19 protein-coding genes are annotated in these 25,251 nt (G+C 58.2%); 7 read left to right on the top strand and 12 right to left on the bottom strand.

The window, feature by feature from the left end; genetic code table 11:
- Positions 1–2 precede the first annotated feature (2 nt).
- Positions 3–2,519 carry a hypothetical protein gene (locus V6582_RS25985; RefSeq protein WP_156632385.1) on the bottom strand — a complete coding sequence of 839 codons (2,517 nt, stop codon included), beginning with the start codon at positions 2,517–2,519 and terminating at the stop codon, positions 3–5.
- A 190-nt stretch (positions 2,520–2,709) separates the two neighbouring features.
- Between V6582_RS25985 and V6582_RS25980 the strand changes: the two genes are divergently transcribed.
- From V6582_RS25980 to V6582_RS25970, 3 genes are all read left to right on the top strand, one after another.
- Entirely contained in the window at positions 2,710–3,987 is a 1,278-nt protein-coding gene (locus V6582_RS25980) for an ABC transporter substrate-binding protein (RefSeq protein WP_156632386.1), read from the top strand.
- 346 nt (positions 3,988–4,333) lie between these two features.
- Positions 4,334–5,539 carry an alpha-hydroxy acid oxidase gene (locus V6582_RS25975; RefSeq protein WP_156632387.1) on the top strand — a complete coding sequence of 402 codons (1,206 nt, stop codon included), beginning with the start codon at positions 4,334–4,336 and terminating at the stop codon, positions 5,537–5,539.
- Between the two features lie 55 nt (positions 5,540–5,594).
- Positions 5,595–6,941 (top strand): MFS transporter, encoded by a 1,347-nt coding sequence (locus V6582_RS25970; RefSeq protein WP_156632388.1) that lies wholly within the window; start codon positions 5,595–5,597, stop codon positions 6,939–6,941.
- 42 nt (positions 6,942–6,983) lie between these two features.
- Here V6582_RS25970 and glnT read toward each other — a convergent pair whose 3' ends face one another.
- The 6 genes from glnT to V6582_RS25940 form a co-directional block, all read right to left on the bottom strand.
- The gene (gene glnT / locus V6582_RS25965) at positions 6,984–8,291 is read right to left on the bottom strand and encodes a type III glutamate--ammonia ligase (protein WP_337739291.1); all 1,308 of its coding nucleotides are present in this window, start codon (positions 8,289–8,291) and stop codon (positions 6,984–6,986) included.
- An 82-nt stretch (positions 8,292–8,373) separates the two neighbouring features.
- Entirely contained in the window at positions 8,374–9,702 is a 1,329-nt protein-coding gene (locus V6582_RS25960) for an FMN-binding glutamate synthase family protein (protein ID WP_156632389.1), read from the bottom strand.
- A gap of 19 nt (positions 9,703–9,721) precedes the next feature.
- Positions 9,722–10,408 carry a GXGXG domain-containing protein gene (locus V6582_RS25955; protein WP_156632390.1) on the bottom strand — a complete coding sequence of 229 codons (687 nt, stop codon included), beginning with the start codon at positions 10,406–10,408 and terminating at the stop codon, positions 9,722–9,724.
- Between the two features lie 10 nt (positions 10,409–10,418).
- The gene (locus tag V6582_RS25950) at positions 10,419–11,324 is read right to left on the bottom strand and encodes a class II glutamine amidotransferase (protein WP_070165584.1); all 906 of its coding nucleotides are present in this window, start codon (positions 11,322–11,324) and stop codon (positions 10,419–10,421) included.
- A gap of 89 nt (positions 11,325–11,413) precedes the next feature.
- On the bottom strand, positions 11,414–12,073 hold the full coding sequence (locus V6582_RS25945; RefSeq protein ID WP_156632391.1) for a helix-turn-helix domain-containing protein: 660 nt from the start codon (positions 12,071–12,073) through the stop codon (positions 11,414–11,416).
- Positions 12,074–12,114: 41 nt separating this feature from the next.
- The gene (locus V6582_RS25940) at positions 12,115–13,068 is read right to left on the bottom strand and encodes a GlxA family transcriptional regulator (RefSeq protein WP_156632392.1); all 954 of its coding nucleotides are present in this window, start codon (positions 13,066–13,068) and stop codon (positions 12,115–12,117) included.
- 128 nt (positions 13,069–13,196) lie between these two features.
- On the opposite strand from V6582_RS25940, the gene V6582_RS25935 reads away from it, so the two are divergent.
- The 4 genes from V6582_RS25935 to V6582_RS25920 are packed head-to-tail and all read left to right on the top strand — an operon-like array spanning position 13,197 to position 18,193.
- Positions 13,197–14,447 (top strand): sarcosine oxidase subunit beta family protein, encoded by a 1,251-nt coding sequence (locus tag V6582_RS25935; protein WP_156632393.1) that lies wholly within the window; start codon positions 13,197–13,199, stop codon positions 14,445–14,447.
- An 11-nt stretch (positions 14,448–14,458) separates the two neighbouring features.
- Entirely contained in the window at positions 14,459–14,731 is a 273-nt protein-coding gene (locus V6582_RS25930; RefSeq protein WP_156632394.1) for a sarcosine oxidase subunit delta, read from the top strand.
- Positions 14,728–17,691, top strand: a complete 2,964-nt coding sequence (locus V6582_RS25925) for a sarcosine oxidase subunit alpha (protein WP_156632395.1) — start codon at positions 14,728–14,730, stop codon at positions 17,689–17,691. The genes V6582_RS25930 and V6582_RS25925 overlap by 4 nt, the downstream gene beginning before the upstream one ends.
- The gene (locus tag V6582_RS25920; protein ID WP_234889715.1) at positions 17,684–18,193 is read left to right on the top strand and encodes a sarcosine oxidase subunit gamma family protein; all 510 of its coding nucleotides are present in this window, start codon (positions 17,684–17,686) and stop codon (positions 18,191–18,193) included. The genes V6582_RS25925 and V6582_RS25920 overlap by 8 nt, the downstream gene beginning before the upstream one ends.
- 160 nt (positions 18,194–18,353) lie before the next feature.
- Here V6582_RS25920 and V6582_RS25915 read toward each other — a convergent pair whose 3' ends face one another.
- From V6582_RS25915 to V6582_RS25895, 5 genes are read right to left on the bottom strand one after another with little or no spacing between them, the layout of a single operon-like run.
- Positions 18,354–20,282 carry a beta-galactosidase gene (locus V6582_RS25915; protein ID WP_156632397.1) on the bottom strand — a complete coding sequence of 643 codons (1,929 nt, stop codon included), beginning with the start codon at positions 20,280–20,282 and terminating at the stop codon, positions 18,354–18,356.
- Positions 20,282–21,379: an ABC transporter ATP-binding protein gene (locus V6582_RS25910; RefSeq protein ID WP_156632398.1), complete on the bottom strand. Its 1,098-nt coding sequence runs from the start codon at positions 21,377–21,379 to the stop codon at positions 20,282–20,284. Before V6582_RS25910 ends, V6582_RS25915 begins: the two co-directional genes overlap by 1 nt.
- Positions 21,372–23,477 carry an alpha-galactosidase gene (locus tag V6582_RS25905; RefSeq protein ID WP_156632399.1) on the bottom strand — a complete coding sequence of 702 codons (2,106 nt, stop codon included), beginning with the start codon at positions 23,475–23,477 and terminating at the stop codon, positions 21,372–21,374. The genes V6582_RS25910 and V6582_RS25905 overlap by 8 nt, the downstream gene beginning before the upstream one ends.
- The gene (locus tag V6582_RS25900; RefSeq protein WP_070165571.1) at positions 23,474–24,325 is read right to left on the bottom strand and encodes a carbohydrate ABC transporter permease; all 852 of its coding nucleotides are present in this window, start codon (positions 24,323–24,325) and stop codon (positions 23,474–23,476) included. The genes V6582_RS25905 and V6582_RS25900 overlap by 4 nt, the downstream gene beginning before the upstream one ends.
- Positions 24,325–25,233, bottom strand: coding sequence for a carbohydrate ABC transporter permease (locus tag V6582_RS25895; protein ID WP_337739292.1), 909 nt, complete (start codon positions 25,231–25,233; stop codon positions 24,325–24,327). Before V6582_RS25895 ends, V6582_RS25900 begins: the two co-directional genes overlap by 1 nt.
- Positions 25,234–25,251 lie beyond the last annotated feature (18 nt).

The raw sequence follows: 25,251 nt of genomic DNA, 5'->3' as shown, positions 1-25,251 counted from the left end.
ATCTACTGATATAATGGGGTGGTTTCACCCTGATCCGGTTGAGTGCTGTCATAGGTCAGCACCGGTTGCGGCTGTTCATGTTGGAAGGGCAGCGGACGTGTCCCCAGCCGAAAGTCGCCGTCATACGCCAAAAACAGCGCCTCACGGCCCGGGGGATGAACTCGAAGAGTTCTCGCCAGCGGATCGAAATCGATGCTGGTTGCTCGTGCCTTTTCACAGAAAATCTCGAAAGCCGGCGCGTCCCCGGCGCCGACAATGGCCACCCAACCCGAAATCGGAGCCAACGCCCGCAGTTCGCGGCCCGCTGTCGCGCCTGCGTCCATCGGTTCCAGGCCGTGACTGTTGTAAAGGGCGGCAAACCCTTGTCCCGAGCGGGCGAAGACCCAGTTTTCCTCAGTGATCACCTCGTCCAGACCGTCTATGCCCAGATAGGCGTGGGTGAACGGCAGGCGTCCGCCTTGCGTATCGGCAATCAGCAGGGCGGTATCGCGATATTGCGCGACGCGGGGCAGGATGCCGCTTCCCGCCCAATAGGAAGGACGCTGCGATCCCCACGGATCGTCTTCGCCGGGATGGTTGATCCAGAGCCGCGCCATCGGATGGCCAGCCAGCCTGATATCCAGCACATGCTGCTGATGGCCTTTGCGTCCGGTCTTATGATCAACCACCGTCGAAAGCTGCGAGGCGTGGGTCTTGAACACCACAAGCTTGCCGCTTTCCAGCCCCTGCGCATACCGCGCCTCGATGTTTCGTCCGTGCTTCAGCCTCGCCAGTGGAACCAGATCCTCCGGCGGCTGATACTGGCTGGCGCAGAACATGGGCAGCGAGGCAACGCCGCCATTCAGCCAGCCCTCTCCAAACGCCACCCAGGCGAAAGGAGCGAGTTCCGTCAGCGGCCCGGCCCGCAATTCCTTGTCATAGGCGCGGCCCTGCGATCCGGCAGGCACGCCCGCCAGCGTATGCAGGGCAATCATTCTAAAAATCAGGTCCAGCTGCTGGCGAGCGCGGGTGGCGATGTCAGGTTCCGCCCAATGGTCCAGCGCCAGCAGACCAATGAAATCAATAGGGTAATAGGCAGCAGAATTCCATTCCGCCAATCCATGCGCCTCGACGCTGTCAAACCAGCGATGCAGGCGCTGACGGGCCAGCGCCGCCTGCTGTTCTCCCGTGCGGCCAGACGCGGAAAACACCGCATCCGGCATCAACTGACCGGCCAGGAGCTGGCTGGTATGGAAGCAGAGAACATGGTTCTCGCTCCAGAACCACATCGTGTCATTGCCCGGCTCATCGACCCAATAGCGATAGTTCAGCACCGATTGGCGCACCCGTTCGCGCTGGTCCAGCGTTAGAACATCAGGGTAAGCGCCGAGCAGCCACAACAGCGGCACAAGAATGAAATCCGAGCAATCCTCCCGCCGGTCGATAGAGGCGAGTGTATCGCTCAGGAGTTTCTGCAGCACCGCGTCATCCACCTGCCCACAGGCCGCCATGGCCAGCACTCGCCCGATGCGCGGCGCACCATGGAGGGCCGAGTAGGCAAGCGCCTGCTGTTTGCGCTCCCCCAGGCTATCCCGCGAAATCTCCGGCTGTACGCGGGTGAGGAAAGCAGCATCGATCACCCGGCTCGCCACACTGGCGCCCTCGCCCATGCGCAGCCGCACGCCGTGATAGCCATCAGCAATACCGAGTGTTTCTTGCACAGCAAGGGTTCTATCCCCGGCGCGCAGCACCGCCTGCGCCTTTGCCAGAACGGCACGCTCATGGCCATGGCTGTAGACGGTGATCTCCACCGGAACATCGGTCTGCGGCGCCTCATCGAACAGCAATTCGAGCGGTTGACCGCAAAACACATCGCGAGCGGGGCGCACGCTGCGCATCAGCCGTTCCAGCCGCGCAACCGTCGCCCCATCCAGAACCGCAGGCAAAAGCACGGCAATTGGCTCTGCATCCGTCACTTCCAGTTCGACAAACCAGACCGTGTCGCGTTCTGCCAGGTCTTCGGTGTGAACCAGAATGTCATTATCGCCCTCGGTCAGTTGCAGGGTGACATCCGACATGGATTCGAAATTGCGCCGGAACGGTTCGAAGCGAACCTGTTCCACGCCATTCACCCAGATCCGCACCCCACCGCAGGTCTTCAGCCGCAGCGCCAGGCTTCTCGCCGCCGCGGCCCTGAACGTGCCGCGCAGCCAACGGCGCACATGGGTCGGAACATGCCAGAAATGGGTGAATTCCACCCGACGATTGGCGCCCGGCAGATTGAGGTGATCAGGCTCCCAGTCGCGCTCCGGCGCCAGATCGCGCCCGACCATCGTCGCCCAGAACGCCTTGCGGCACGGCAGATCGCCGACATCGACGAAGCCGTTGATGAAGCGGTAATCGACGCGGTCCTCGGCGGGCGCTGCAATACCTGCAAACACACTGGCGGCAAGCGGCGAGAGCAGCCAGGACGTGATCGTCTCCCCGGTACGGACCTCGTAAACAGGGTCTTTTGCTGCTGACGCGAAATGATCGTTCATGGCTCGCCTCCCTGCGATCATGAAAATATTTTTTACTCGGTCGAATTTCGATAGAAAAATCAGAGATCGCCGAATTTTCACCAACGAAACAGCTTGACGATGCGTTTGTCAAGTCGCAAAAAGAGGGCGGAGGAGCGTGACATTGAGGATTGTCGCGCCAATTATGAAAATATTTTTACGGGAGGGAATCATGTCGAAAATTCTGTCAGGCGTCAGTGCCATCGTCTTGTCTGCACTTGCGCTCAGCCATCCGGCCTTTGCCGAAACCAAGACCATCACCTTTCTGTTCACCGATGACGATCACTCCTATGTCGAGCATATGGCGGCGCTGAGCAAGCAGTTCGAAGCCGCTCATCCTGACGTGAAGGTCAATTTCGTGTCCTCGGGCTATGATGCTGTCGCCAAGCAATTGCCGGTGCAGCTGGCTGTCGGCGAAGGCCCTGATCTGGCCAAGATCACCGATTGGCAATTGGCACCCTTCTTTCTCGACATGCGGCCCTATATGAAGGACCCGGATGGTTACGCGAAACTGCATGGCGAAAGCCTCAACCAGTTGCGCCTGCCCGGCGTCAACGACCCGCAATCGATTAATGGCTATGTCGCCTCGCAGACGCTGAACCTGCCCTTCGTCAACAAGACATTGTTCGAGCAGGCGGAAGAGCCGCTGCCCGGTCCGAAAGCAACGCTGAAGGACATCGTTGAGGCTTCCGCCCGGGTGGCGAAAAAGACCGGCGTACAGATCCCCTTCACCATGGACCGTTCCGGCCACCGGTTTTCCGGCGCCGCCTTTTCCTATGGCTCGTCCTATGTGAAGGACGGCAAGTTCAGCTTTCCCGATGAGGCCGCCAAGACCTATATTGCCGATCTCTACAACTGGACGAAGGATGGCAGCTTTCCCAAGGAAATGTGGGGCGCTGCCGGTGGCTCGCAATACAAGAACATGGGCGACGAATTCGTCAACGGCAATGTCGTGACCTATCTGGCTGGCAACTGGATGGTCAATCCGTTCCAGAAGAAGATCGGTGACGCCTTCGAATGGACCGCAATTAACGCACCCTGCGGCACCGCTGGCTGCTATGCCATGCCGGGCGCCACCGCCATCGCCGGTTTCAAACGCACTAAATACCCGGAAGCCGTGGCCCAGTTCATCGAATTTCTCGGCTCCGAAAAAGTCCAGCGCGAGATTGCCGAAAACTACGTGATCCTGACGGGCGCGGAGATCGACAAGCCACAATACAAGCTGACGGACGACAATGCCAAGGCATCCATGGCCGTCTTCAACGACAACGAAAAGAACGTGCCGCAGGAAGCACGGATCTTTGAAAAGAAAAAAGGCGGCTCGGCGCTTTACCAGCAGATCGTCCAGCGCATGAGCCAGTTGATCGTCGGCGAATTGACGCTGCAACAGACCTATGACGCCCTGGCCGCCGATATCGACAAGATCAACGTGGCAACGGCGACGAAGTGAGCCATTAGGCGTGAGACAGTTTAAAGGCCGTCCAGCAATCGGGACGATCTTCAAACCGCTGACAAAGCCTGCATTTATCCTCGACGTCACGCTCGGCCTTTTGCCGAGCATCTAAACCCGTTGATTTAATCCAACAACCTCAACGTCTTATTCGGCGGCAACAGACCCTCGGGACAAGCCCGAGGGTGACGAAATGCCGAGATCGGGGTTTGTCAACAAACTGAAGGCCGACCAGAAATCTGGGCAGTCTTTTTTCTCAGCGGATACTATGGACCGCTTGCAACCGCCGAAATTTGGCCGCACACCATGTCCAAAACGATGCGCAAATATGGAAGGACAAGGTGCCATGCCCACAGCATTGACAATCGATGACCTGAAACGCCAGGCACGGCGCCGTGTCCCGAAAATGTTCTTCGACTATGCCGATAGCGGGTCGTGGACCGAGAGCACTTACCACGCCAACGAGAGTGATTTTGCCCGTATCAAGCTGCGCCAGCGGGTTCTGGTCGATATGACAGAGCGGTCACTGGAAAGCACGATGATCGGTGAGCCTGTCACCATGCCGGTGGCGCTCGCCCCGACCGGCATGACCGGCATGCAGCATGCCGATGGGGAAATTCTCGCGGCGGAAGCAGCGGAGGCATTTGGGGTGCCTTTCACACTGTCCACCATGAGTATCTGCTCGATTGAGGATGTCGCGCTTCATACCCGCCGACCTTTCTGGTTCCAGCTTTACGTGATGAAGGACCGCGATTTCGTCAACAGCCTGATCGACCGCGCCAAGGCCGCCCATTGCTCGGCGCTGGTGTTGACGCTTGATCTGCAAATCCTCGGACAGCGCCATAGGGACCTGCGCAATGGCCTGTCGGCTCCACCGAGATTCACCCCGAAACATCTCTGGCAGATGGCGACCAGGCCGCAATGGTGCATCGGCATGGCCAATACACGGCGGCGTCACTTCGGCAATATCATTGGCCATGCCAAAAACGTCTCCAGCCTGTCTTCGCTGTCGGCCTGGACGGCGGAACAGTTCGATCCGAAACTGTCGTGGAGCGACGTCGCCTGGATCAAGGAGCGCTGGGGCGGGAAATTGATCCTCAAGGGCATTCTTGATGTAGAGGACGCCCGCGCCGCCGCCGATAGCGGGGCGGATGCGATCATCGTCTCCAACCACGGTGGTCGCCAGCTGGACGGCGCGCCGTCATCGATCTCCATGCTGACCTCGATTGTCGAGGCGGTGGGAGACCGGATCGAAGTGCATATCGATGGCGGCATCCGCTCGGGCCAGGATGTGTTAAAGGCCTTGGCCCTGGGCGCCAAGGGGACCTATATCGGCCGGCCTTTTCTCTACGGGCTTGGCGCGGACGGACGGGCTGGCGTACAACGAGCCCTGGAGATCATCGCCAGGGAGCTCGATATCAGCATGGCACTGTGCGGCAAGCGGTTGATTTCGGAGATAGACGCATCGATCATGATGGGAAATCCTTTCGCTGCGGGCCTTGCTGAACCAATTCTCTCACCCTTTACGGGTAAATCCTGTTCTGCACCTTGAAATCCTGTAGATAATCGGCGACCAAACCGAATAGGTTTTATCGCAAGGCAGGATCATGTCCCCCATCAGCACTCCGGCATCGCCTCCCCGTCAGCTTACCCGGGCAGATTTTCGCACACTCGGGCTTTCAGCCTTGGGCGGGGCCTTGGAATTCTACGATTTCATCATCTTCGTGTTTTTCGCAGGCGTAATCGGCAAGCTGTTTTTCCCCGCAGACATGCCGGACTGGCTGGTGACGATCCAGACCTTCGGGATTTTTGCTGCGGGCTATCTGGTTCGCCCCCTGGGCGGGTTGATCCTGGCCCATTTCGGCGATGTGTTTGGCCGCAAGAAAGTCTTTGCCTTCTCCATCCTGCTGATGGCGCTTTCCACCCTTGGCATGGCCGCCATGCCCACCTATGCCTCCATCGGCATTGCCGCACCCGTGTTGCTGATCGTCATGCGGCTGTTGCAGGGCGTTGCCATCGGTGGCGAGGTGCCGGGTGCCTGGACCTTCGTGTCGGAGCATGTGCCGTTTCGCCGGGTCGGCTTTGCCTGCGGTTTTCTCTGCTCTGGTCTGACGCTCGGCATTCTGCTGGGTTCGTTGATCGCAACCGTCATCAATTCGATGTTCACGCCGGAAGATGTCGCCGCCTATGCCTGGCGCATCCCCTTCTTCCTCGGCGGCTTCTTCGGCCTTGTCGCCGTCTACCTGCGGCGCTGGCTTCAGGAAACCCCTGTTTTTGCCGAGATGCGTCAGGCGCGGACGACGGTGATGGAACTGCCGCTGAAAACCGTGCTGCGCGATTATCCAGCTGCCGTCATCATTTCCATGGCCTTGACCTGGGTGCTCGCCGCCTGCCTCGTCGTCACCACGCTGATGACGGCCACGCTCCTGCAAAAACTCTATGGCTACAGCGCGCAGATCGCCCTGTCCGCCACCAGTTTCGGGACATTGTTCCTGATTTTCAGCACAGCGGCATCCGGCGCGATTGTCGATAAATTCGGCTCCGGGCGGTTTTTAATGGTTGGGAGTGTATTTTTAGCCGCCGCGACCTTTGCCTTCTACACCTATGCAAGCGTTTCGGTTCCGGTCCTGTTTGTGCTCTATGCCGTGATGGGCCTTTCCGTGGGCATCGTCGGGGCCGTGCCATACGTGATGGTGCGCGCCTTCCCCGCACCCGTCCGCTTCACCGGCCTGTCGTTTTCCTACAATGTCTCCTACGCGATTTTCGGCGGATTGACGCCGATTGCGGTGGCCAGCCTGCTACCGATCAACCCGATGGCACATGCCTATTACCTGCTGTTCATCGCCGCCCTCGCCTTTGTGCTCGGCGTCTATCTGACGCTGAAAGGCGATGGGATCGAGGCGAAGGCTGGAATAGAGGAACTTGCCAGCCGCCAGACAACAGCAACGCTTTAATTCGAAAGCAGGGGGCGACCCCCCCCTGGCATTCCCTTCATGTCAGATATCCAGTGTTGTCTGGTGCTCCCAAGCGGTGAACTGCGAACAATAGCTTGTCCACTCGTCTTGTTTGAGCTTCAGATAGGCTTTGGAGAAGTCCATGCCCAAGGCATGCTGCAATTCGGTATCGGCTTCATAGGCGCGAAGCGCATCCAAGAGGTTGAGCGGTAACTTCGGCGCGTCCGTCACCGTATGGCCTTCGCGGTACATATCAATGTCGTAATGCGGGCCGGGGTCGGCATTGGTTTTCAGACCAGACAGACCAGCGGCAATGATGATGGCCTGAAGCAAATAAGGGTTCACCGCACCATCGGGCAGGCGCAGTTCAAACCGACCCGGACCCGGCACGCGGACCATATGGGTGCGGTTATTGCCAGTCCATGTCACCGTGTTGGGAGCCCATGTGGCACCGGAAACCGTGCGTGGCGCATTGATGCGTTTGTAGGAGTTGACGGTTGGGTTGGTCACGGCAGCCAGTGCAGAAGCATGTTTCATAATGCCGCCGAGGAAGGTTTTGCCCTTGGCAGACAGGCCAAACGGCATGGCCTTATCAGCAAAGGCATTGATCTTGCCGTCATTATCCCACACCGAAATATGGGCGTGGCAGCCATTGCCCGTGAGACCCTTGAACGGCTTTGGCATGAAGGTGGCCCGCAGACCATGCTTTTCAGCCACCGATTTGACCATGAATTTGAAGAAGGAATGCTTGTCAGCGGTTTTCAGCGCGTCGTCATATTCCCAGTTCATTTCAAACTGGCCGTTGGCGTCTTCGTGGTCGTTTTGGTAAGGCTTCCAGCCTAGTTCCAGCATGTGGTCGCAGATTTCGGCAATCACATCATAGCGGCGCATCAAGGCTTGTTGGTCGTAGCAGGGCTTTTCAGCGGTGTCGAATTCGTCAGAAATCGTCTTGCCGTCTGCCGAAATCAGGAAAAATTCCGGCTCAACCCCGGTCTTGACCCGAAGCCCCATAGAGGCTGCTTCCTCGACCAGCTTTTTCAGCATCACACGCGGAGCCTGCTCCACCGGCTTGTCGTCCATCACGCAATCGGCTGCGACCCATGCCACGTCTTTTTTCCATGGCAGCTGGATCACGGAAGATGCGTCTGGAACAGCAAACAGATCGGGATGGGCGGGGGTGAGGTCCAGCCATGTGGCGAAGCCTGCAAAGCCTGCGCCGTCCTTTTGCATATCGGCAATGGCTTGGGCTGGCACCAGCTTGGCGCGTTGCGCGCCAAACAGGTCGGTATAGCTGATCATGAAATATTTGATGCCGCGCTCAACGGCGAATTGTGCAAGGTCCTGTGTCACGTCGTTCCCCTGTTTTTATGGATTGAGACACATGTTGAAAGGAAAGGCCGCGCCCTTGGGAGGAATGCGCGGCCAATGAAACTTAAAAACCACCCTTACCCGGATACCAGTTGGTGCCAGCCAGCGGCACTTGTGCCATGGCGGCGGCTTCCATGGTCAGAGCCACCAGATCTTCCGGCTCCAGATTGTGCAGACGGTTATGGCCGCAGGCGCGGGCAATGGTCTGGGCTTCCAGCGTCATCACCTTGAGGTAATTGGCCAGACGGCGACCAGCCAGAACCGGATCAAGCCGCTTCATCAACTCGGGGTCTTGGGTGGTAATACCTGCCGGGTCTTTGCCCTCATGCCAGTCATCATAAGCGCCAGCGGTGGTGCCGAGTTTTTGATATTCCTCTTCCCACTTCGGGTCGTTATCGCCAATGGCCACCAGCGCTGCCGTGCCAATCGCCACAGCATCGGCACCCAGAGCCAGAGCTTTCGCCACATCCGCACCAGAGCGAATGCCGCCAGAGATGACCAGCTGCACTTTGCGATGCATGCCAAGATCTTGCAACGCCTGAACGGCTGGGCGAATACAGGCCAGCGTGGGCATGCCGACGTTTTCGATAAACACATCCTGCGTCGCCGCCGTGCCGCCCTGCATGCCGTCCAGCACCACCACATCGGCTCCGGCTTTTACGGCCAGCGCTGTGTCGTAATAGGGCCTTGCGCCGCCAACCTTGATATAGATCGGCTTTTCCCAATTGGTGATTTCGCGCAGTTCCAGAATTTTGATTTCCAAATCATCCGGCCCCGTCCAATCCGGGTGACGGCAGGCCGAGCGCTGATCGATACCCTTGGGCAGATTGCGCATAGCGGCCACGCGGTCAGAAATCTTCTGGCCAAGCAACATGCCACCGCCGCCGGGCTTGGCGCCTTGGCCAACCACCACTTCAATGGCATCGGCGCGGCGCAAATCCTTCGGGTTCATGCCATAGCGCGAGGGCAGATATTGATAGACCAAGGTTTGGCTGTGGCCGCGCTCTTCGTCGGTCATGCCGCCATCACCTGTGGTGGTGGAGGTTCCGGCAATGGTCGCACCACGGCCAAGGGCTTCCTTGGCATTGCCGGACAACGCGCCAAAGCTCATGCCCGCAATGGTAATGGGGGTTTTGAGGTGGATCGGCTTTTTGGCAAAGCGCGTGCCAAGCACTACCGATGTGTCGCATTTCTCGCGATAACCTTCCAGCGGATAGCGCGAAATCGAGGCTCCAAGAAACAGCAAATCATCAAAATGCGGCACCTTGCGCTTGGTGCCTGCGCCGCGAATATCATAGATACCAGTGGCGGCAGCGCGGCGGATTTCCGCCAGCGTGTAATCATCAAAGGTCGCGGATTTGCGCGGCGGGGTATTGGGATTATGGTAGCTCATTGGTCTTCTACCCCTTGCCTTAGTAGGCGTCTGCGTTGTCAATGTTGAAATTGTAAAGCTTGCGGGCAGAGCCGTAGCGCTTGAATTCTTCCGGCTTCACATCGGTGATTCCGGCTTTAGTCAGAAGCTCTGCGAGCTTTTCCAGATGCTTGGGCTTCATCTGTTTCTCAACGCAATCTGCACCAAGGCTCTTCACCGTGCCGCGCACAAACAGCTTGGCCTCGTAGAGCGAATCCCCTAGCGCTTCGCCTGCATCGCCCAGCACCACCAGATGGCCGGATTGCCCCATAAAGGCTGACATGTGGCCGATATTGCCCTGCACGACAATATCAATCCCCTTCATGGAAATACCGCAACGCGAGGCCGCATTGCCCTTGATCACCAGCAACCCGCCTTGGCCCGTGGCCCCGGCATATTGGCTGGCATCGCCTTCAATAATTACGGTGCCTGACATCATGTTTTCGGCCACGCCGGGACCGGCAGAGCCATGCACGGTGACGGTGCCACCATCATTCATGCCCGCGCAATAATAGCCCACAGACCCCTTCACCTCGACGGTAACGGGACTATCAATACCAACCGCCACCGCATGATGGCCGCGTGGATTGATGATTTCAAAATTGGTGTCATTGGCCCCGGATGTCACAGCATGCAAAGCACTGTTCAGCTCGCGCAGCGGGGTTTGGGAAAGATCAAAGATAGGCATTATACGTCCCTCACGCTGCTTTTTCGTGGTCCCAGAAATAAACGGTGGCTGGCTCTGGCTCCCAGATGCGGGCGGTATCGATGCCCGGCAGGTTGACCAGTGCGCGATACTCAGAGCCAAAAGCCACATATTGGTCCGTCTCGGCCATCACCGCAGGCTTGCAGGCAATGGGATCGCGCACCACGCCAAAGCCGGATTTGGTGCCGACGACGAAGGTGAAAAAGCCATCGAGGTCATCCAGCGCGCCGGTTAGCGCCTGTCCCAGATCCTTGCCCTTGGCCATTTCGGCCGTGAGGTAAGCGGCGGCCACTTCAGAGTCGTTCTGAGTCTCAAAAGTGATGCCTTCACGGATCAGTTCGCGGCGCAAATTGTTGTGGTTGGAGAGCGAGCCATTGTGCACAAGGCACTGATCGGCCCCCGTGGAGAACGGATGCGCGCCCAGCGTGGTCACTGCACTTTCCGTGGCCATGCGGGTGTGGCCAATACCGTGGGAGCCGCCCATGGAACGCACATCAAAGCGGGCCACAACATCTTTCGGAAGGCCGATTTCCTTGAAAATCTCGACACTTTCGCCAGAACCCATGATGCGGACGTTTGGGCGAATTTCGCTCAAAACACCGCGAATATCGCCAAGCTTTGCCGCATCAATATCAATCACCGCATGGGTGCTTTTTACTGTCACCTGCGCTGGAATCCCTGCCTTGGTGAGGTCAGCATCGAGGCCTGCAAAATCCACCGAAGGTTCCGGTGATTGAATGGTGATTTTCGCTTTACCCTTTTCCCCTGCACCGTAAATCGCAATGCCCGCAGAATCGGGGCCGCGATCGGTCATGGTGATCAGCATATCCGAGAGCATGGCTCCCAGCTGAGGTTCAAGGCTCTTGTCTTTCAGGAACAATCCAACAATGCCGCACATGGTCAGCCTCTCCATTTGTCGTTGGACAAGGGCTAACAGGCGCGCTTGGCAAAATCAATCCTTAGGAATAAAAATTTCCTGCAAGGCAATTATTTCTGATGAGGGTAGGAGATGATGGAGAGATAGCGGGCAGGTAGCGTGACCAGTTCTTCGGGGCCATGCGGCGCATCGGCATCAAAAAACAGGCTGTCGCCCGGCTGCATGCGGTAGAGGCTTTCGCCATGGCGATAGACCACCTCTCCCTCCAGCATGTAGAGAAACTCCATGCCCTCATGCTGGAAGGTGGGAAACACATCGGATTCGGTGTTGAGCGTGATGAGATATGGCTCCACCACCACGCCGGAGGTGTTGTTTTCAATATGGCCAAGCAGGCTGTAATGATGGCCCGCACGGGTGCCGCGCCGCTCCAGATGCACGCCTTCACCCGCCTTTACGAAGCTTGCGCTGCGCGGTTCTTCATAGCCTTTAAAGAAGGCCGTCATCGGCACGCCGAGCGCCTTGGAGAGCGATTGCAGCGTCCCGAGCGAGGCGGAAATATTGCCGTTTTCAATCTTGGACAACATGCCGACCGACATGCCGGTGGCCGTTGCCAGATCGGCCACGGTGATGCCGAGTTTTTTGCGAAAAGTGCGTACCTCATGGCCAATGGCCATTTCGAGATTATTGGCGCGTGGCTCGCGCACAGCATGGGGGTCTTGCGCCAATATTGCCTTGGCCGCCTTTGCTGCCTTTGTGTCGGTTTTGGCCATGCCTGCCCCTTACTCCGCGCCTACACTAAATATTCGTGAAATTACGATCTAACCGATTTTGGCTGAATGCCAAACTGCTGTTTGAATGCCCGTGAAAAATGCGAGGCGCTGGAAAAGCCGGTGGCAAAGGCAATTTCAGACAGCGACAGGGGACTTTGCTCCAACAGTTTGCGGGCATGTGAAAGCCGCATATGGCGGTAGGTATCGTGAAAGCTCAATCGCATATGGCTGGCAAACAACCGATCCAGATGCCGGGGTGTGATGCCCACCAGCCGCGCGATTGCCAGCCGATCCAGCGGGTTTTCCAGTGTGGCTTCCATTTTTTCCAAAGCCGTCACCAGCGCCGGATGATGGGTGCCAAAACGCTCCACCGATGAGCCACGTTGCGGGGCACTCGCATCAGTCACGGCGGTATGCAGATACCAATCGCTGACCCGGCGGGCAAATTCCGGCCCCATCCGCTCGCCAATCAAGGCATGCATCATATCTAGCGGGGCCACGCCACCGCCGCAGGTCAGCCTATCGCCATCCAGCACATAACGGGCTTGGCGCGGGGCAAGGTCAGGGAAGGCTTCCCGAAGGGCAGGGGCGTGTTCCCAGTGAATGGTAAAATCCCGCTCCTGTAAAAGACCCGCTTGCGCCAGCACATAGGCTCCGCTGGAAATGCCACCAATGCGAACCCCTTGGCGGGATAGTTTGCGCAAAGTCGCATGAAGGTCGGTGGTACTTATCCAGTCTATCGGATTGCCGCCCGCGACCACAAACAGTGTATGGCAGTTCCCACCTTCCAAGGCCAGATCTTCGCAGGGAATATCAAAACCTGCCGAACAGCGTACAGGCTGGCCCCGCATGGAAAGCGGCCTGATGGCATAAAGCGGCGTTTGCGCCAGCAAATTGGCGGCGCGCAGTGGCTCAGTGGCCGATGAGAAGGACATCAGCGCAAAATTCGGCGTCAGGATAAAGCCGTAAGCTTGGGTGGAGGAGTTTTCGTTCATGTCCTTTTTATATCGCAAAATGTCTTTTTTATGCAATGTCATATGAGCTGGACTGGTTAGTCTTCTCACCAATGTGCGGTGGTCACCAACCATCCCCCGTCCACCAAATCCTGAAACGAGCGGGCATCATGCGCTATTCGGCTTTGTCGATTTTTCTGAACGGTCTTCGCGGCAACAAAAACTGGGCGGCCCATTGGCGACAACCAGAGCCAAAGCCGCACTATGATGTGGTGATTGTTGGCGGTGGTGGCCATGGTCTGGCCACGGCCTATTACCTTTCCAAAACCTTCGGCATCAAAAATATCGCCGTGGTGGAAAAGGGCTATATCGGCTCCGGTAATGTGGGGCGCAACACCACCATCATCCGCTCCAATTATCTGCTGCCGGGTAACAATCCTTTCTACGAGTTTTCCATGAAACTATGGGAAGGGCTGGAGCAGGATTTCAATTTCAACGCCATGGTGTCGCAGCGCGGCGTGGTCAATCTCTATCATTCCGACGCCCAGCGCGATGCCTATACGCGGCGCGGCAATGCCATGCGGCTGCATGGCGTGGATGCTGAATTGCTGGACCGTGATGCCATTAGAGCCATGCTGCCGTTTCTGGATTACGACAACGCACGCTTCCCCATTCAAGGCGGTTTGATGCAGCGGCGCGGCGGCACGGTGCGCCATGATGCGGTGGCGTGGGGTTATGCGCGTGGGGCGGATACCCATGGTGTGGACATTCTTCAAAACTGCGAAGTCACGGGCATTCGTCGGGAAAATGGTAAGGTGGTTGGCGTGGAAACCACACGCGGCTTTATTGGCTGCGGAAAGTTGGCGCTGGCGGCTGCGGGCAATTCATCCCGCGTGGCCGAGATGGCAGGGCTGAAATTGCCGATGGAAAGCCATGTGCTGCAAGCCTTTGTCTCGGAGGGGCTAAAACCCTTTATCGATTGCGTCGTCACCTTTGGCGCTGGCCATTTTTACGTCTCGCAATCGGATAAGGGCGGGCTGGTGTTTGGCGGCGATATTGATGGCTATAATTCCTACGCCCAGCGCGGCAACTTAGCCACCGTTGAGCATGTGGCCGAAGCGGGTAAGGCGATGATTCCGGCGCTGTCGCGCATCCGGGTGCTGCGCAGCTGGGGCGGCGTGATGGATATGAGCATGGATGGCTCGCCGATCATCGACAAGGTGCATCTGGACAATCTCTATCTCAATTCCGGCTGGTGCTATGGCGGTTTCAAGGCCACGCCTGCCTCTGGCTATTGCTTTGCACATCTGATCGCCAAGGGCGAAAGCCATGAAACGGCGCGCGCCTTCCGGCTGGATCGGTTTGAACGCGGTTATATTCTCGATGAAAAGGGCCAGGGTGCCCAGCCGAACCTGCATTAAGGATTCTGATTATGGCGAGCCTCATTCCCTGCCCCCATTGCGGGCCAAGACCCAAAGAAGAATACACCATCAAGGGTGCAGCGTTAGCGCGCCCCGCCGCTGATGCTGGTCCTGATGTCTGGCATGATTACGTCTACCTGCGAGACAATCCACGCGGAGCCTATGAAGAATACTGGCACCACACATCCGGTTGCCGCCGCTGGATTGTTGTGTGCCGAGACACTGCCACGCACGAAATTTCCGCAAGCTTTGATGCATCAACACGCAAAGGGGTGAGCGCATGACATCCTATCGTCTGAAAAGCGGCGGTCTGGTGGATCGCAAAACCGCGCTTCCCTTCACCTTTGACGGCAAAGCCATGAGCGGCTTTGCGGGCGATACGCTGGCGTCTGCGCTGTTGGCCAATGGCCAGCAATTGGTAGGCCGCAGCTTCAAATATCACCGTCCGCGCGGCATTCTGACGGCAGGAGCCGCCGAGCCGAATGCGTTGATGACCATTGGTCGCGGCGGACGCACAGAACCCAACACCCGTGCCACCATGCAGGAGCTTTATGCCGGGCTGGAAGCCAACAGCCAAAATCGCTGGCCAAGCCTTGAGCATGATGTCGGTGCGATCAACAGCCTGCTATCGCCGTTTTTGAGTGCTGGTTTTTACTACAAAACCTTCATGTGGCCTGCCAAGTTTTGGGAAAAGCTCTATGAGCCGATAATCCGCAAGGCAGCCGGTCTCGGCAAGGCAAGCTATGAAGCCGATCCCGATGCCTATGAAAAATGCTGGGCGCATTGTGACCTGCTGGTCATTGGTGCAGGTGCCGCCGGTTTGATGGCGGCTCTGGCTGCTGGCCGTGCGGGTGCGCGGGTTATTCTGCTGGATGAGCAGGCGGAGATTGGCGGCGGGCTGCTGGCCGAAACAGCTTTGATCAATGGTGTTGCTGCCTCTGATTTTGTCACTACCACAAAGGCAGAGCTGGAAAGCCTGCCCAATGTGCAAATTTTTGCCCGCACCACAGCGTTTGGCTGGTATGATGGCAATGTTTTCGGCGCGGTTGAGCGGGTGCAAAAACACATCGCTCTCCCCGCCGCCAACCGCCCGGTGGAACGCCTATGGCGCATTGCGGCGAAGAAAGCCATTTTGGCGACGGGTGCCGAGGAGCGCCCGCTGGTGTTCGGCGGCAATGATATTCCCGGCGTGATGATGGCCGGAGCCATGCGCCGTTACCTCAATCAGTATGGCGTCGCGCCGGGAAAGAAGACCGCCATTTTCACAACCAATGACAGCGGCTATGCGCTCGCGGCGGACCTTGAAGCCGCAGGCGTTAATGTTTCAGCACTGATTGATAGCCGACGTGACGCAACGATTGCTTATCAGGGCAAGGCGCGATTGGTGCGAGGTGGTTTAGTCAGCAATGTGTATGGCGGCAAATCTGTCGAGGGGCTTGATCTGTGGCGCGAAGGCCAGTTGGAGCGGCTTGAGGTGGATAGTCTCGCCATGTCGGGGGGCTTTAGTCCGATCGTTCATCTTGCCTGCCACAGAGGCGGCAAGCCGCGCTGGTCAGATGAGCATTCGGCCTTTCTGGCCCCGGAGAGCTTGAACAATCTGGTTTTGGCGGGTTCGGCGGCCGGTGTCTTTGGGATTGCTGCTTGCATGGCATCTGGTTTTGAGCAGGCAAAACAAGCACTGACGGCTCTGGGTTTCACGATTCAAGCGCTGGATATGCCGAGTGTTGAGGGTGACATTATCCCCACCCCTGCAAAGCCGGTCTGGTCCATACCCGGTATCAAGACCAAAGCCTTCGTGGATTTTCAAAACGACGTACACACCAAGGATCTGGGCCTTGCCGTGCAGGAAGGCTATGGCCATGTGGAGCTTGCCAAGCGCTACACCACCAATGGCATGGCGACGGATCAGGGCAAGCTGTCCAATGTCAATGCCATCGGGCTGCTGGCGGAAGCACGGCGTGTATCTCCCGCCGATGTTGGCACCACGACATTCCGGCCTTTCTACACGCCTGTGTCCTTTGGGGCGCTGGCAGGCACATCGCATGGCAAGCATTTTCAGCCGGTGCGCAAATCACCCTTGCATGATTGGGCGGCGAAGAATGGCGCTACCTTTGTGGAAACCGGGCTATGGTATCGCTCGGCATGGTTCCCTCAGACCAACGAGGCCGGCTGGCGCGAAAGCGTGGACCGCGAGGTCAAAAACCTCCGAACCAATGCCGGGATTTGCGATGTTTCCATGCTTGGCAAAATCGAGATTTGCGGGGCGGATGCGGCAGAGTTTTTGAACCGCGTCTATTGCAACGCCTTTTTGAAATTGCCGGTCGGCAAGGCCCGCTATGGGCTGATGCTGCGCGAAGATGGCTTTATCTATGACGACGGCACCACCAGCCGCTTAGGTGAAAACCGTTATTTCATGACCACCACTACGGCCTATGCGGCGGGGGTGATGAACCATCTGGAATTCTGCGCCCAGGTGCATTGGCCAGAGCTGGATGTGCGGCTGGCCTCTGTTACCGACCAATGGGCGCAAATGGCGGTGGCCGGACCAAAATCCCGCGCCATTTTGCAAAAGCTCGTTGATGAGGACATTTCCAATGAGGCCTTCCCCTATCTTGCCGCCAAGGATGTCTCTCTCTTGGGTGGTCGATTGAAGGGGCGGTTGTTCCGCATTTCCTTCTCCGGCGAACTGGCCTTTGAATTGGCCGTGCCTGCCGATTATGGCGAAAGCATTGCTGATGCGGCGATGCTGGCGGGCAAGGAGCATGGCATTCAGCCTTATGGCATTGAAGCGCTATCGGTGCTGCGCATCGAAAAAGGCCATGTCACCCACAATGAGATCAATGGCACGGTGGTGCCTGCTGATCTTGGCTTTGGCAAAATGGTCAGCGCCACCAAGCCCGATTTCATCGGCAAGCATATGCTGAACCGAGAAGGCTTAACTGCCTCGGATCGCCCACAACTGGTCGGCGTCATGCCTTTGGATGCTAAGACAAGCTTCAAAACAGGCGCGCATATTCTGAACAAGGACGCAGATCCAACGCTTGCTAATGATCAGGGCTATATCACCTCATCCTGCTTCTCACCGCATATCGGCTCCACCATCGGCCTTGCGTTGGTGAAGGGCGGCGCCGCTCGCCATGGTGAAGAAGTACTGGTGTGGAATGGTCTTCGCAACGAGTTTACGCCAGCCAAGCTGGTAAGCCCGGTTTTTGTTGACCCAAACAATGAGAAGCTCCATGCCTGAAACAGCTCTTTCTGAATTTCCGCTTCTTCGCCGGGCATCGCTTGCAGATAAAGGTGTTGCAAAGTTTGGTGCTTTGACTCTGGAGAGCCTGCATGAGGCAACGGTGCTGCATGTGCTTGGCAAGCCGGGCGATACTGCACCCACCCCGCCGGTGGGCTTTGATCTCCGCAGTGCGGGTCCCGGCCAATGGTTTGCAACTGGCTCCGCAGGGGTGGATCAAACTCCCACCTTTGATGCAAGCGTCTTTGTTGTCGATCAAAGTCATGGTCGGGTGCTGATCAGAATCAGCGGCGCACCCGTACGCCACGTTTTGGCCAAAGGTACTGCCCTTGATCTTCACCCCGATTACTTCGCAATCGGTGCGGCAACGACGACACTGATCGGTCACATCGCCGTTAATCTCTGCCGAACAGCAGAGGACCAATTCGAGCTTCTGGTGTTGCGCGGCTTTGCCGAGAGCCTCTGGGACGATCTTGCTGGGATGGCGCAGGAGTTTCAATAATAAGCGTGAAAACTGCTGAAACTGTTAGCACTGTCTCCTCCGTCCTGCTCGGCCTTCTTCCGAGGTGTCAACGCGCCAAACAAGCCCAAGCATGGCAGTATGCGCCTCCTTGCGAAGGAGACGCATTGTCTCGATAATATCAGCAATCAAGCCCTGACAATCAGGCCCAAACCGCCAATTGTTGCGGCTTGAGCACCGGGCCACCCAATAGGAACGCGCCGGATGCCGGAATGGTCCAGTCCTCGGTCCCATAGTTGAAGGCGAAGGTCAGGCGACCACGGCGGCGGATGCGGATATGCTCCGGCAAAACAAGGGTTTCTAGACCAGCCTTTTCTGCCAGCATCGCCAGCGTCGAGGAGAGCAAAGCCGGGCCTGGCCAGCAGGCCAGATAGTGGTGGCCGTTCTGGCTCGTCAGGGCCGGGTCGCCGTTTTCGAATGTGGCGACGACGGTTGCCGTGGTTTCCAGATATTCCCGCCAGCGGATGGCCCGGCCTGAAACGGAGCCTGAAACGCTATCGCCAAGACCGGGCCGCAGCGAGGCAACCTGGGTTTGGCGTGTGCCGGTCAAGGGAGCCAGCGGACCAGGCGGCAGATTTTCTGGAATACGGAATTTCTCGTCGCGTGAACCGGTACGCGGGCCGTAAAGCACAATGGCATCCGTCTTCTGAAACGCCGCGAGCGCCATCTCGTTGACCTGCATCAGGCAGGGAACGAGCACCAGTTTATAACCGGACAAGTCGGCGCCGGGACGCACAAAATCCACGTCTAGCCCCAGGCGGCGGGCTGCTTCGTACCAGCGGAACGCCAATTCCTCATAGCGGAAGTCCCGGCCCTGCGGCTGGATCTTTGTCGCCCAATAGCTGGCATAGTCATAGACCAGGGCCACAGGCGCCTGAACACTCTCAGGCAGATCGCCAAGCGCTGCCAGTTCGCCAGCCACGGCATGTGCTTCCAGCCCACCGACCGACCATTCATCAAGCCCCGGCAGATTGAGGCCGGCATGCATCTGCTCCTGCGCAAAAGGTGCCTGGCGCCAGCGGAAATAGCTGACCACTTCTGCCCCATGCGCCAATGCTTCCCAGGTCCACAGCCTGACCATGCCGGGCTTGGGAACCGGGTTCCATGGCGCCCAATTGACCGGACCGGGCTGCTGCTCCATCACCCAGAACCGGCCACGGCCAACACCGCGATAAAGATCATGGTGGAAGGGCGCGATGTCGGGATGTGAGGTCTCCGCCCAGCGATTGCGCTCCTCTTCGGTAAACGGGAATTTTTCGACAAAGCCGATCGGGTAGCTGTCCCAACTGGCGAGATCGAGATTGTCGCCGACCTGGAAATGATCGAAATCATTGATGAAGCCCATGAAATTATGGGTGATCCAGCGGCCCGGCGAATGCTTGCGGATAATATCCACCTGCATTTTATCATAGGCGGCCACCTGATCGGAGGAGAAGCGCCAGAAATCCAGCCGCTGTGCCGGGTTCGGTTCGGTCACGGTGCGGGTCGGTAGCTCGACTTCATCGAAACTGTTGAACTCCATCGACCAGAACACCGAGCCCCAGGCCTCATTGAGCTGGTCAGTGGTCTGATACCGCATCCGCAACCAGCGACGAAAGGCCTTCAGGTCTTCAGGCCCCCAGGACACCGTGGTGTCGTGGCAACCATATTCGTTATCGGTCTGCCAGCCAGCAATGCCCGGATGGGTGCCGTAGCGCTTGGCGATGACTTCAACGATTCGAGCGCTTTCGGTCCACCATATTTCGCTCGAAAAACTGTAATGGCGGCGCGAGCCGAAGCCGCGCACAGTCCCGTCGGCATCATAGGGCGCAATGTCGGGATGCTCGTCCATCAACCATTTCGGCGGTGTGGCGGTCGGGGTGCCGAGCACCACCTTCAGGCCCGCCGCATGCAGAATATCGATAGCCCGGTCCAGCCATTCGACGGTGAACTGGCCCCGCCTCGCCTCCAACCGCGACCAGGCGAATTCGCCGATCCGCACATAGGAAATGCCAAGCTTGCGCATGTTCTGCGCATCGATTTGCCATTGGCTCTCCGGCCAATGTTCAGGATAATAGCAAACACCCAGCATTATCGTGTCAGGTCCCCGTTGATCACAGCTTTGCCCGAGGAATCGAACAGATGGCAGGCAGCGGCTGGAATGCCGATGGACAGGGTTTCTCCCGGCTTGGCCGTCGCCAGCCCGTCCGCCTTGACGGATAATTCCGTGCCATCGGCCAGAGTGACGAAAAACAGTGTTTCGGACCCGAGATATTCGGCGAGCCGCACTGGCCGCGACAAAACGAGATCACCCTTGCCCGTCGCATCGATATGTTCGGGGCGAATGCCGAGCGTCATCTTGCCCGGGCTGATTGCCTTGCCCTGCGCATCGAGCGTGATCGCCGCGCCATCGGCCAGCGTCACCACCACTTTGCCGCCGTCTGCGGGCGCCACCGTTACAGGCAGGACATTCATTTTCGGCGAACCGATAAAGCCTGCGACAAACAGATTGTTTGGCCGGTGATAAAGCTCCAGCGGCGTTCCGACCTGCTCGATCAGGCCAGCCGATAGCACAACGATCTTGTCGGCCATGGTCATGGCTTCCACCTGGTCGTGGGTCACGTAGATCATCGTCGCCTTCAGATCCTGATGCAGCTTGGACAGCTCGGTGCGCATCTGCACCCGAAGGGCGGCATCCAGATTGGACAGCGGCTCATCGAACAGGAAGACTTCCGGTTCACGCACGATGGCGCGGCCAATGGCGACACGCTGGCGCTGGCCACCGGATAATTGGCCCGGCTTACGCTCCATCAAAGCATCCAGTTGCAGCAGCTCGGCTGCCTTTTTGGTTCGCGCCTCGATCATCTGCTTGGGATGGCCGGTCATCTTCAGGCCAAAGCCGATATTGTCGCGCACCGTCATATGCGGGTAAAGCGCATAGGATTGGAAAACCATGGCGACACCGCGTTCAGACGGGCCGATCCGGGTCATATCCTTGCCGCCAATCGTCAACCCACCGGAGGTAATATCTTCCAGCCCGGCGATCATCCGCAGAAGCGTGGACTTGCCGCAACCGGAAGGGCCGACGAACACGCAGAATTCGCCGTCCTTGACGTCGAGATCGACGCCCTTGATGACGCTCAGCGCGCCGAATTGTTTCTTGACGCCCCGCAGGCTTACATCAGCCATGGTGGTCTCCTCTCTCGACAGGTTCCAGTTCCAGCAGGATTGCGCTTTCCGGCCGCAGCATTGGCAGCGGCAAGCCGCCAAGCTTGAGATCTGCAAGGTCAAACGTGACCTGGCCAGCCAACAGGCGCTTCTGCCCTTCGGATATACGAATGAAATTCGGCGCAGCCGGATGCGTAGCCGCAATCTTCCAGCGTCCGCCAATGCGGGTCACGACGTCAGGCAGGGTCAGCGGCTCCGGCTGTTCGCCCACCATTTGCGGCCCTTGGGCAACGAAGACGGCAATGCGCTTGCTGTCCGCCGCACCCCAGACATAGCGCCCATCACGCGGCTCTTTGGAGAAATTGGCGCCTGGCGCATGCAGCAGGGGCCGCAGCCGCTTGTGGATGGCAATCCAGGACTTCAGCTCAGCGCGTTCCTCGCCTTCCAGTTCCAGCGGGTTCAACTCGACACCGAGGTGATAGGCCAGTGCCACCAGCGCCCGGAAGGCGAGCGTATGACGACGCTCCGTCTGGTGGTTTGGCGAGGCTGAAATATGGCTCCCAAGCACTTCCGGTGGCACGAAAACCGAGGCACCACGCTGAATTTCCAGCCGCTCCAGCGCATCGGTGCAGTCCGAAGTCCAAACCCGGTGGGTCCGGGCAAGCGCACCGTAATCGATCCGGCCACCGCCGGAGGCACAGCTTTCGATCTCCACCTGTGGATGGGCAGCCCGCACCCGATCCATCAGCGCGTAGACGGCGCGGGTCTGGATGGAGATTTTCGCCCGCCCGTCGCGTCCACCCGCATGGGTCAGGTCGCGATTCATGTCCCATTTGATATAGGAGACAGCATGATTGGCCAGCACCGCGTCGATCTTTTCAAACAGATAATCGCTCACCTCTGGCCGCGTCAGGTCCAGCACCAGCTGGTTGCGGGATGTCAGCAAAGGGCGGCCCTTGACCTGCAAGACCCAGTCGGGATGCAGGTCATAGAGGGTGGAGACCGGGTTGACCATTTCCGGCTCGAACCAGATGCCGAACTGCATGCCAAGTCCGGTGACATGATCGACCAGTGGCGACAGACCCTCAGGATACTTACGGGCGTCGATGTCCCAATCGCCAAGGCTGGTCGTGTCGTCGTCACGCTTGCCGAACCAGCCGTCATCCAGCACGAAACGCTCGATGCCAAGCTCGGCGGCGGATGTCGCCTGCGCCTTCAGCGATTGCATCTGGTGGTCAAAGTAATTGCCCTCCCAGGTATTCAAGGTCACAGGACGCGGCGACATCGCACCATCAGGCCAATGCATGAGATCATCGCGGACAAAGGCATGGAACGCCGCCCGATCCGCACCGGCATAGGCAACCGGGCTGCGATAGCTCTCGCCCGGCGTAAGGATCGTTTCGCCAGGCTCAAACATTTCGCCGAGATGCACGAGGCGGCGGCCATCGTCCAGCCGGTCGATGACGATCTGGTGGTTACCGCTCCAGCCGAGCGCAACGCCGAAGCTCTGCGCCTCGCCTTCGATTGTCAGCATTGGGAACCGGTCATGGGAGGTGCGGCCCCGGCGGCTTTCCTGCGCCCAAAGGCCCGTTCCCAACGTCTCGCGCCGGGTCTGGAATTCACGGCCCCACATGCCGGTAAAGCTGACCACATCGACCTGCCCGGCTTCTGCCGGAAAGCTCGCCGCCATGCAGCGGTCCAGGATATAATCCTCATTGCCGATATTCTTGATGTCAGTGGAGACACCGATCACGCCAGACGGAAGAGTTTCGAAACGCAGCGTGATCGCCATGCCCGCCACAGCATCCTGAGCGCAGAGCAGCGTGATCCGCCCGGTCTTTTCCACCGTCCAATCGGCAAATTGCAGGATGAAATCACGCCCGGATCGATGCCCGGCAATAGCAGGCCAGCCGAAAAACCCCATGCCACCCAGCGGCAGCAGCACCGCAGAAGGTACGGCCTCATCCATGCCGTTGATGCGGCTGGAGCGCTCGACCTCGGACAAAGCCGAGTCAGCAACAGGTGTCCGTCCAAAGCCGATAATTTCCGGCATGCCGATTTCCGGCAGCAGCAGGCTCAAAACAAGCCCGTTTGCGCCAATCTTTACAATATCATTCATCCCTTGGTTGCTCCAAGTGTCAATCCGGCAATGAAATGCCGCTGCATCAGGAAAAACATGGCGACCGGTGGCAAAGCCGCGACGATCGACCCGGCGGAAACCAGGTTCCAGGCGGCGACCCATTGGCCGTTCAGCGAATAAAGCCCCGCCGTAACAGGCATGGCGGCCTGGCTCTGCACCAGAACCGTGGCCCAGAAATAGTCGTTCCAGACAAAGGTGAAGACCAGTACGGACAGCGCCGCGATGGCGGGCCGCATCAACGGCAGCACGATATAGCGAAAGATCCGCCATTCCGACACGCCCTCGACCCGCGCCGATTCGATCAGCGCAAACGGCAATCCCTTGATGAAATTGCGCATGAACAGCGTGCAGAAGCCGGTCTGGAAGGCGACATGAAACAGCACCAGGCCGGTAACCGTATCATACAGCCCCATTTTCAGCGTCATGTCGCGCACCGGCACCATGAGGATCTGGAAGGGAATGAAATTACCGGCAACGAACAGGCAGAACAGAACGATATTGCCCTTGAACTTATAGGTCGCCAGCGCAAACCCGGTCAGGCAGGACAGCGCAACGGCACCGATCACGGTTGGAATGGTAATCTTGAAGGAATTGAGGATGTACCAGCCAAGCGGCGAATTCTGAAACACCGCAGAATAGTTCTCGACACCGGCGAAGCCGGAGGGAATGCCGAAATAATTACCAGCGGCCAGATCGCCCGCAGGACGCACCGAGGTCAGTGCCACGCCCAGCAAGGGCAGCAACCAGAGAACCAGCGCGACAGGCAGAACAAGATTATAGCCGAACCGGACAATCGGCGAGGCCTTCTGGATCGGGGTCGGAAACATCAGCTATTCCTTTCCTGGCCAATCATCCGCACGACGAACAGCGTGATGAACACCATCATGATCAGGAACAGGACGACGGCGATGGCCGCGCCATAGCCCATGCGGAACCCGTATTCCGACAGCGCTTCCTCATACATGTAATAGGACAGCACCCGGCTGGAGCCGTAGGGACCGCCAGCCGTCATGATCGACACGAGGTCGAAGGAGCGCAACGCGCCAATCACCGTCACCACCATGGCGATAAAGGTGGCGGGCGCCAGCTGCGGCAGGATGATGTTTTTGAGCAGCGACCAGCCCTTGGCACCATCCATGCGGGCGGCTTCCACCTGCTCTGGATTGATGTTGTTGAGACCGGTCAGATAGAGGATCATGCAATAGGCAGTCTGCGGCCAGAGACCAGCGACGATAATGCCATAGGTAACGAAACGCTCGTCGGCCAGGACTGCAAAATCCAGCCCGGTCAGATCCTTGATCAGCACGGAAAACAGCCCGAAATTCGGCGCATAGAACCATGTGAACATCAGGCCGACCACGACCTGACTGATGACGAAGGGAAAGAAAAACAATGACTTATAAAGTCGAATACCGGTGACCGTCTGGTTAAGGAACAGCGCCACCGCCAATCCGCCGGGAATGGCCAGAAGGTAGAGCACCAGCCAGATCAGGTTGTTTTCCAGGGAGACGTAAAAGGCCTCGTCGCCCAGCAATTCCTGATAGTTTCCAAGCCCGATCCAGACTTTTTCGCCGATACCGTCCCAATCGTGAAAGCTGATCCAGACAGACTGGAAAATCGGCAATACGACATAGATGACAAACATCACCAGACCGGGCGCCAGAAACAGCCAGGGGGCAATGCGTTGCTGGTGACGTTTCCAGAATCCGGATGAAACAGGAGCAGCAGTGCTCACGGCAGCACCTCCTTTAAT

The sequence above is a fragment of the Agrobacterium vitis genome, assembly GCF_037039395.1.
Classification (GTDB): Bacteria; Pseudomonadota; Alphaproteobacteria; order Rhizobiales; family Rhizobiaceae; genus Allorhizobium; species Allorhizobium vitis_E.
This window is presented reverse-complemented; position numbering and strand designations above follow the sequence as displayed.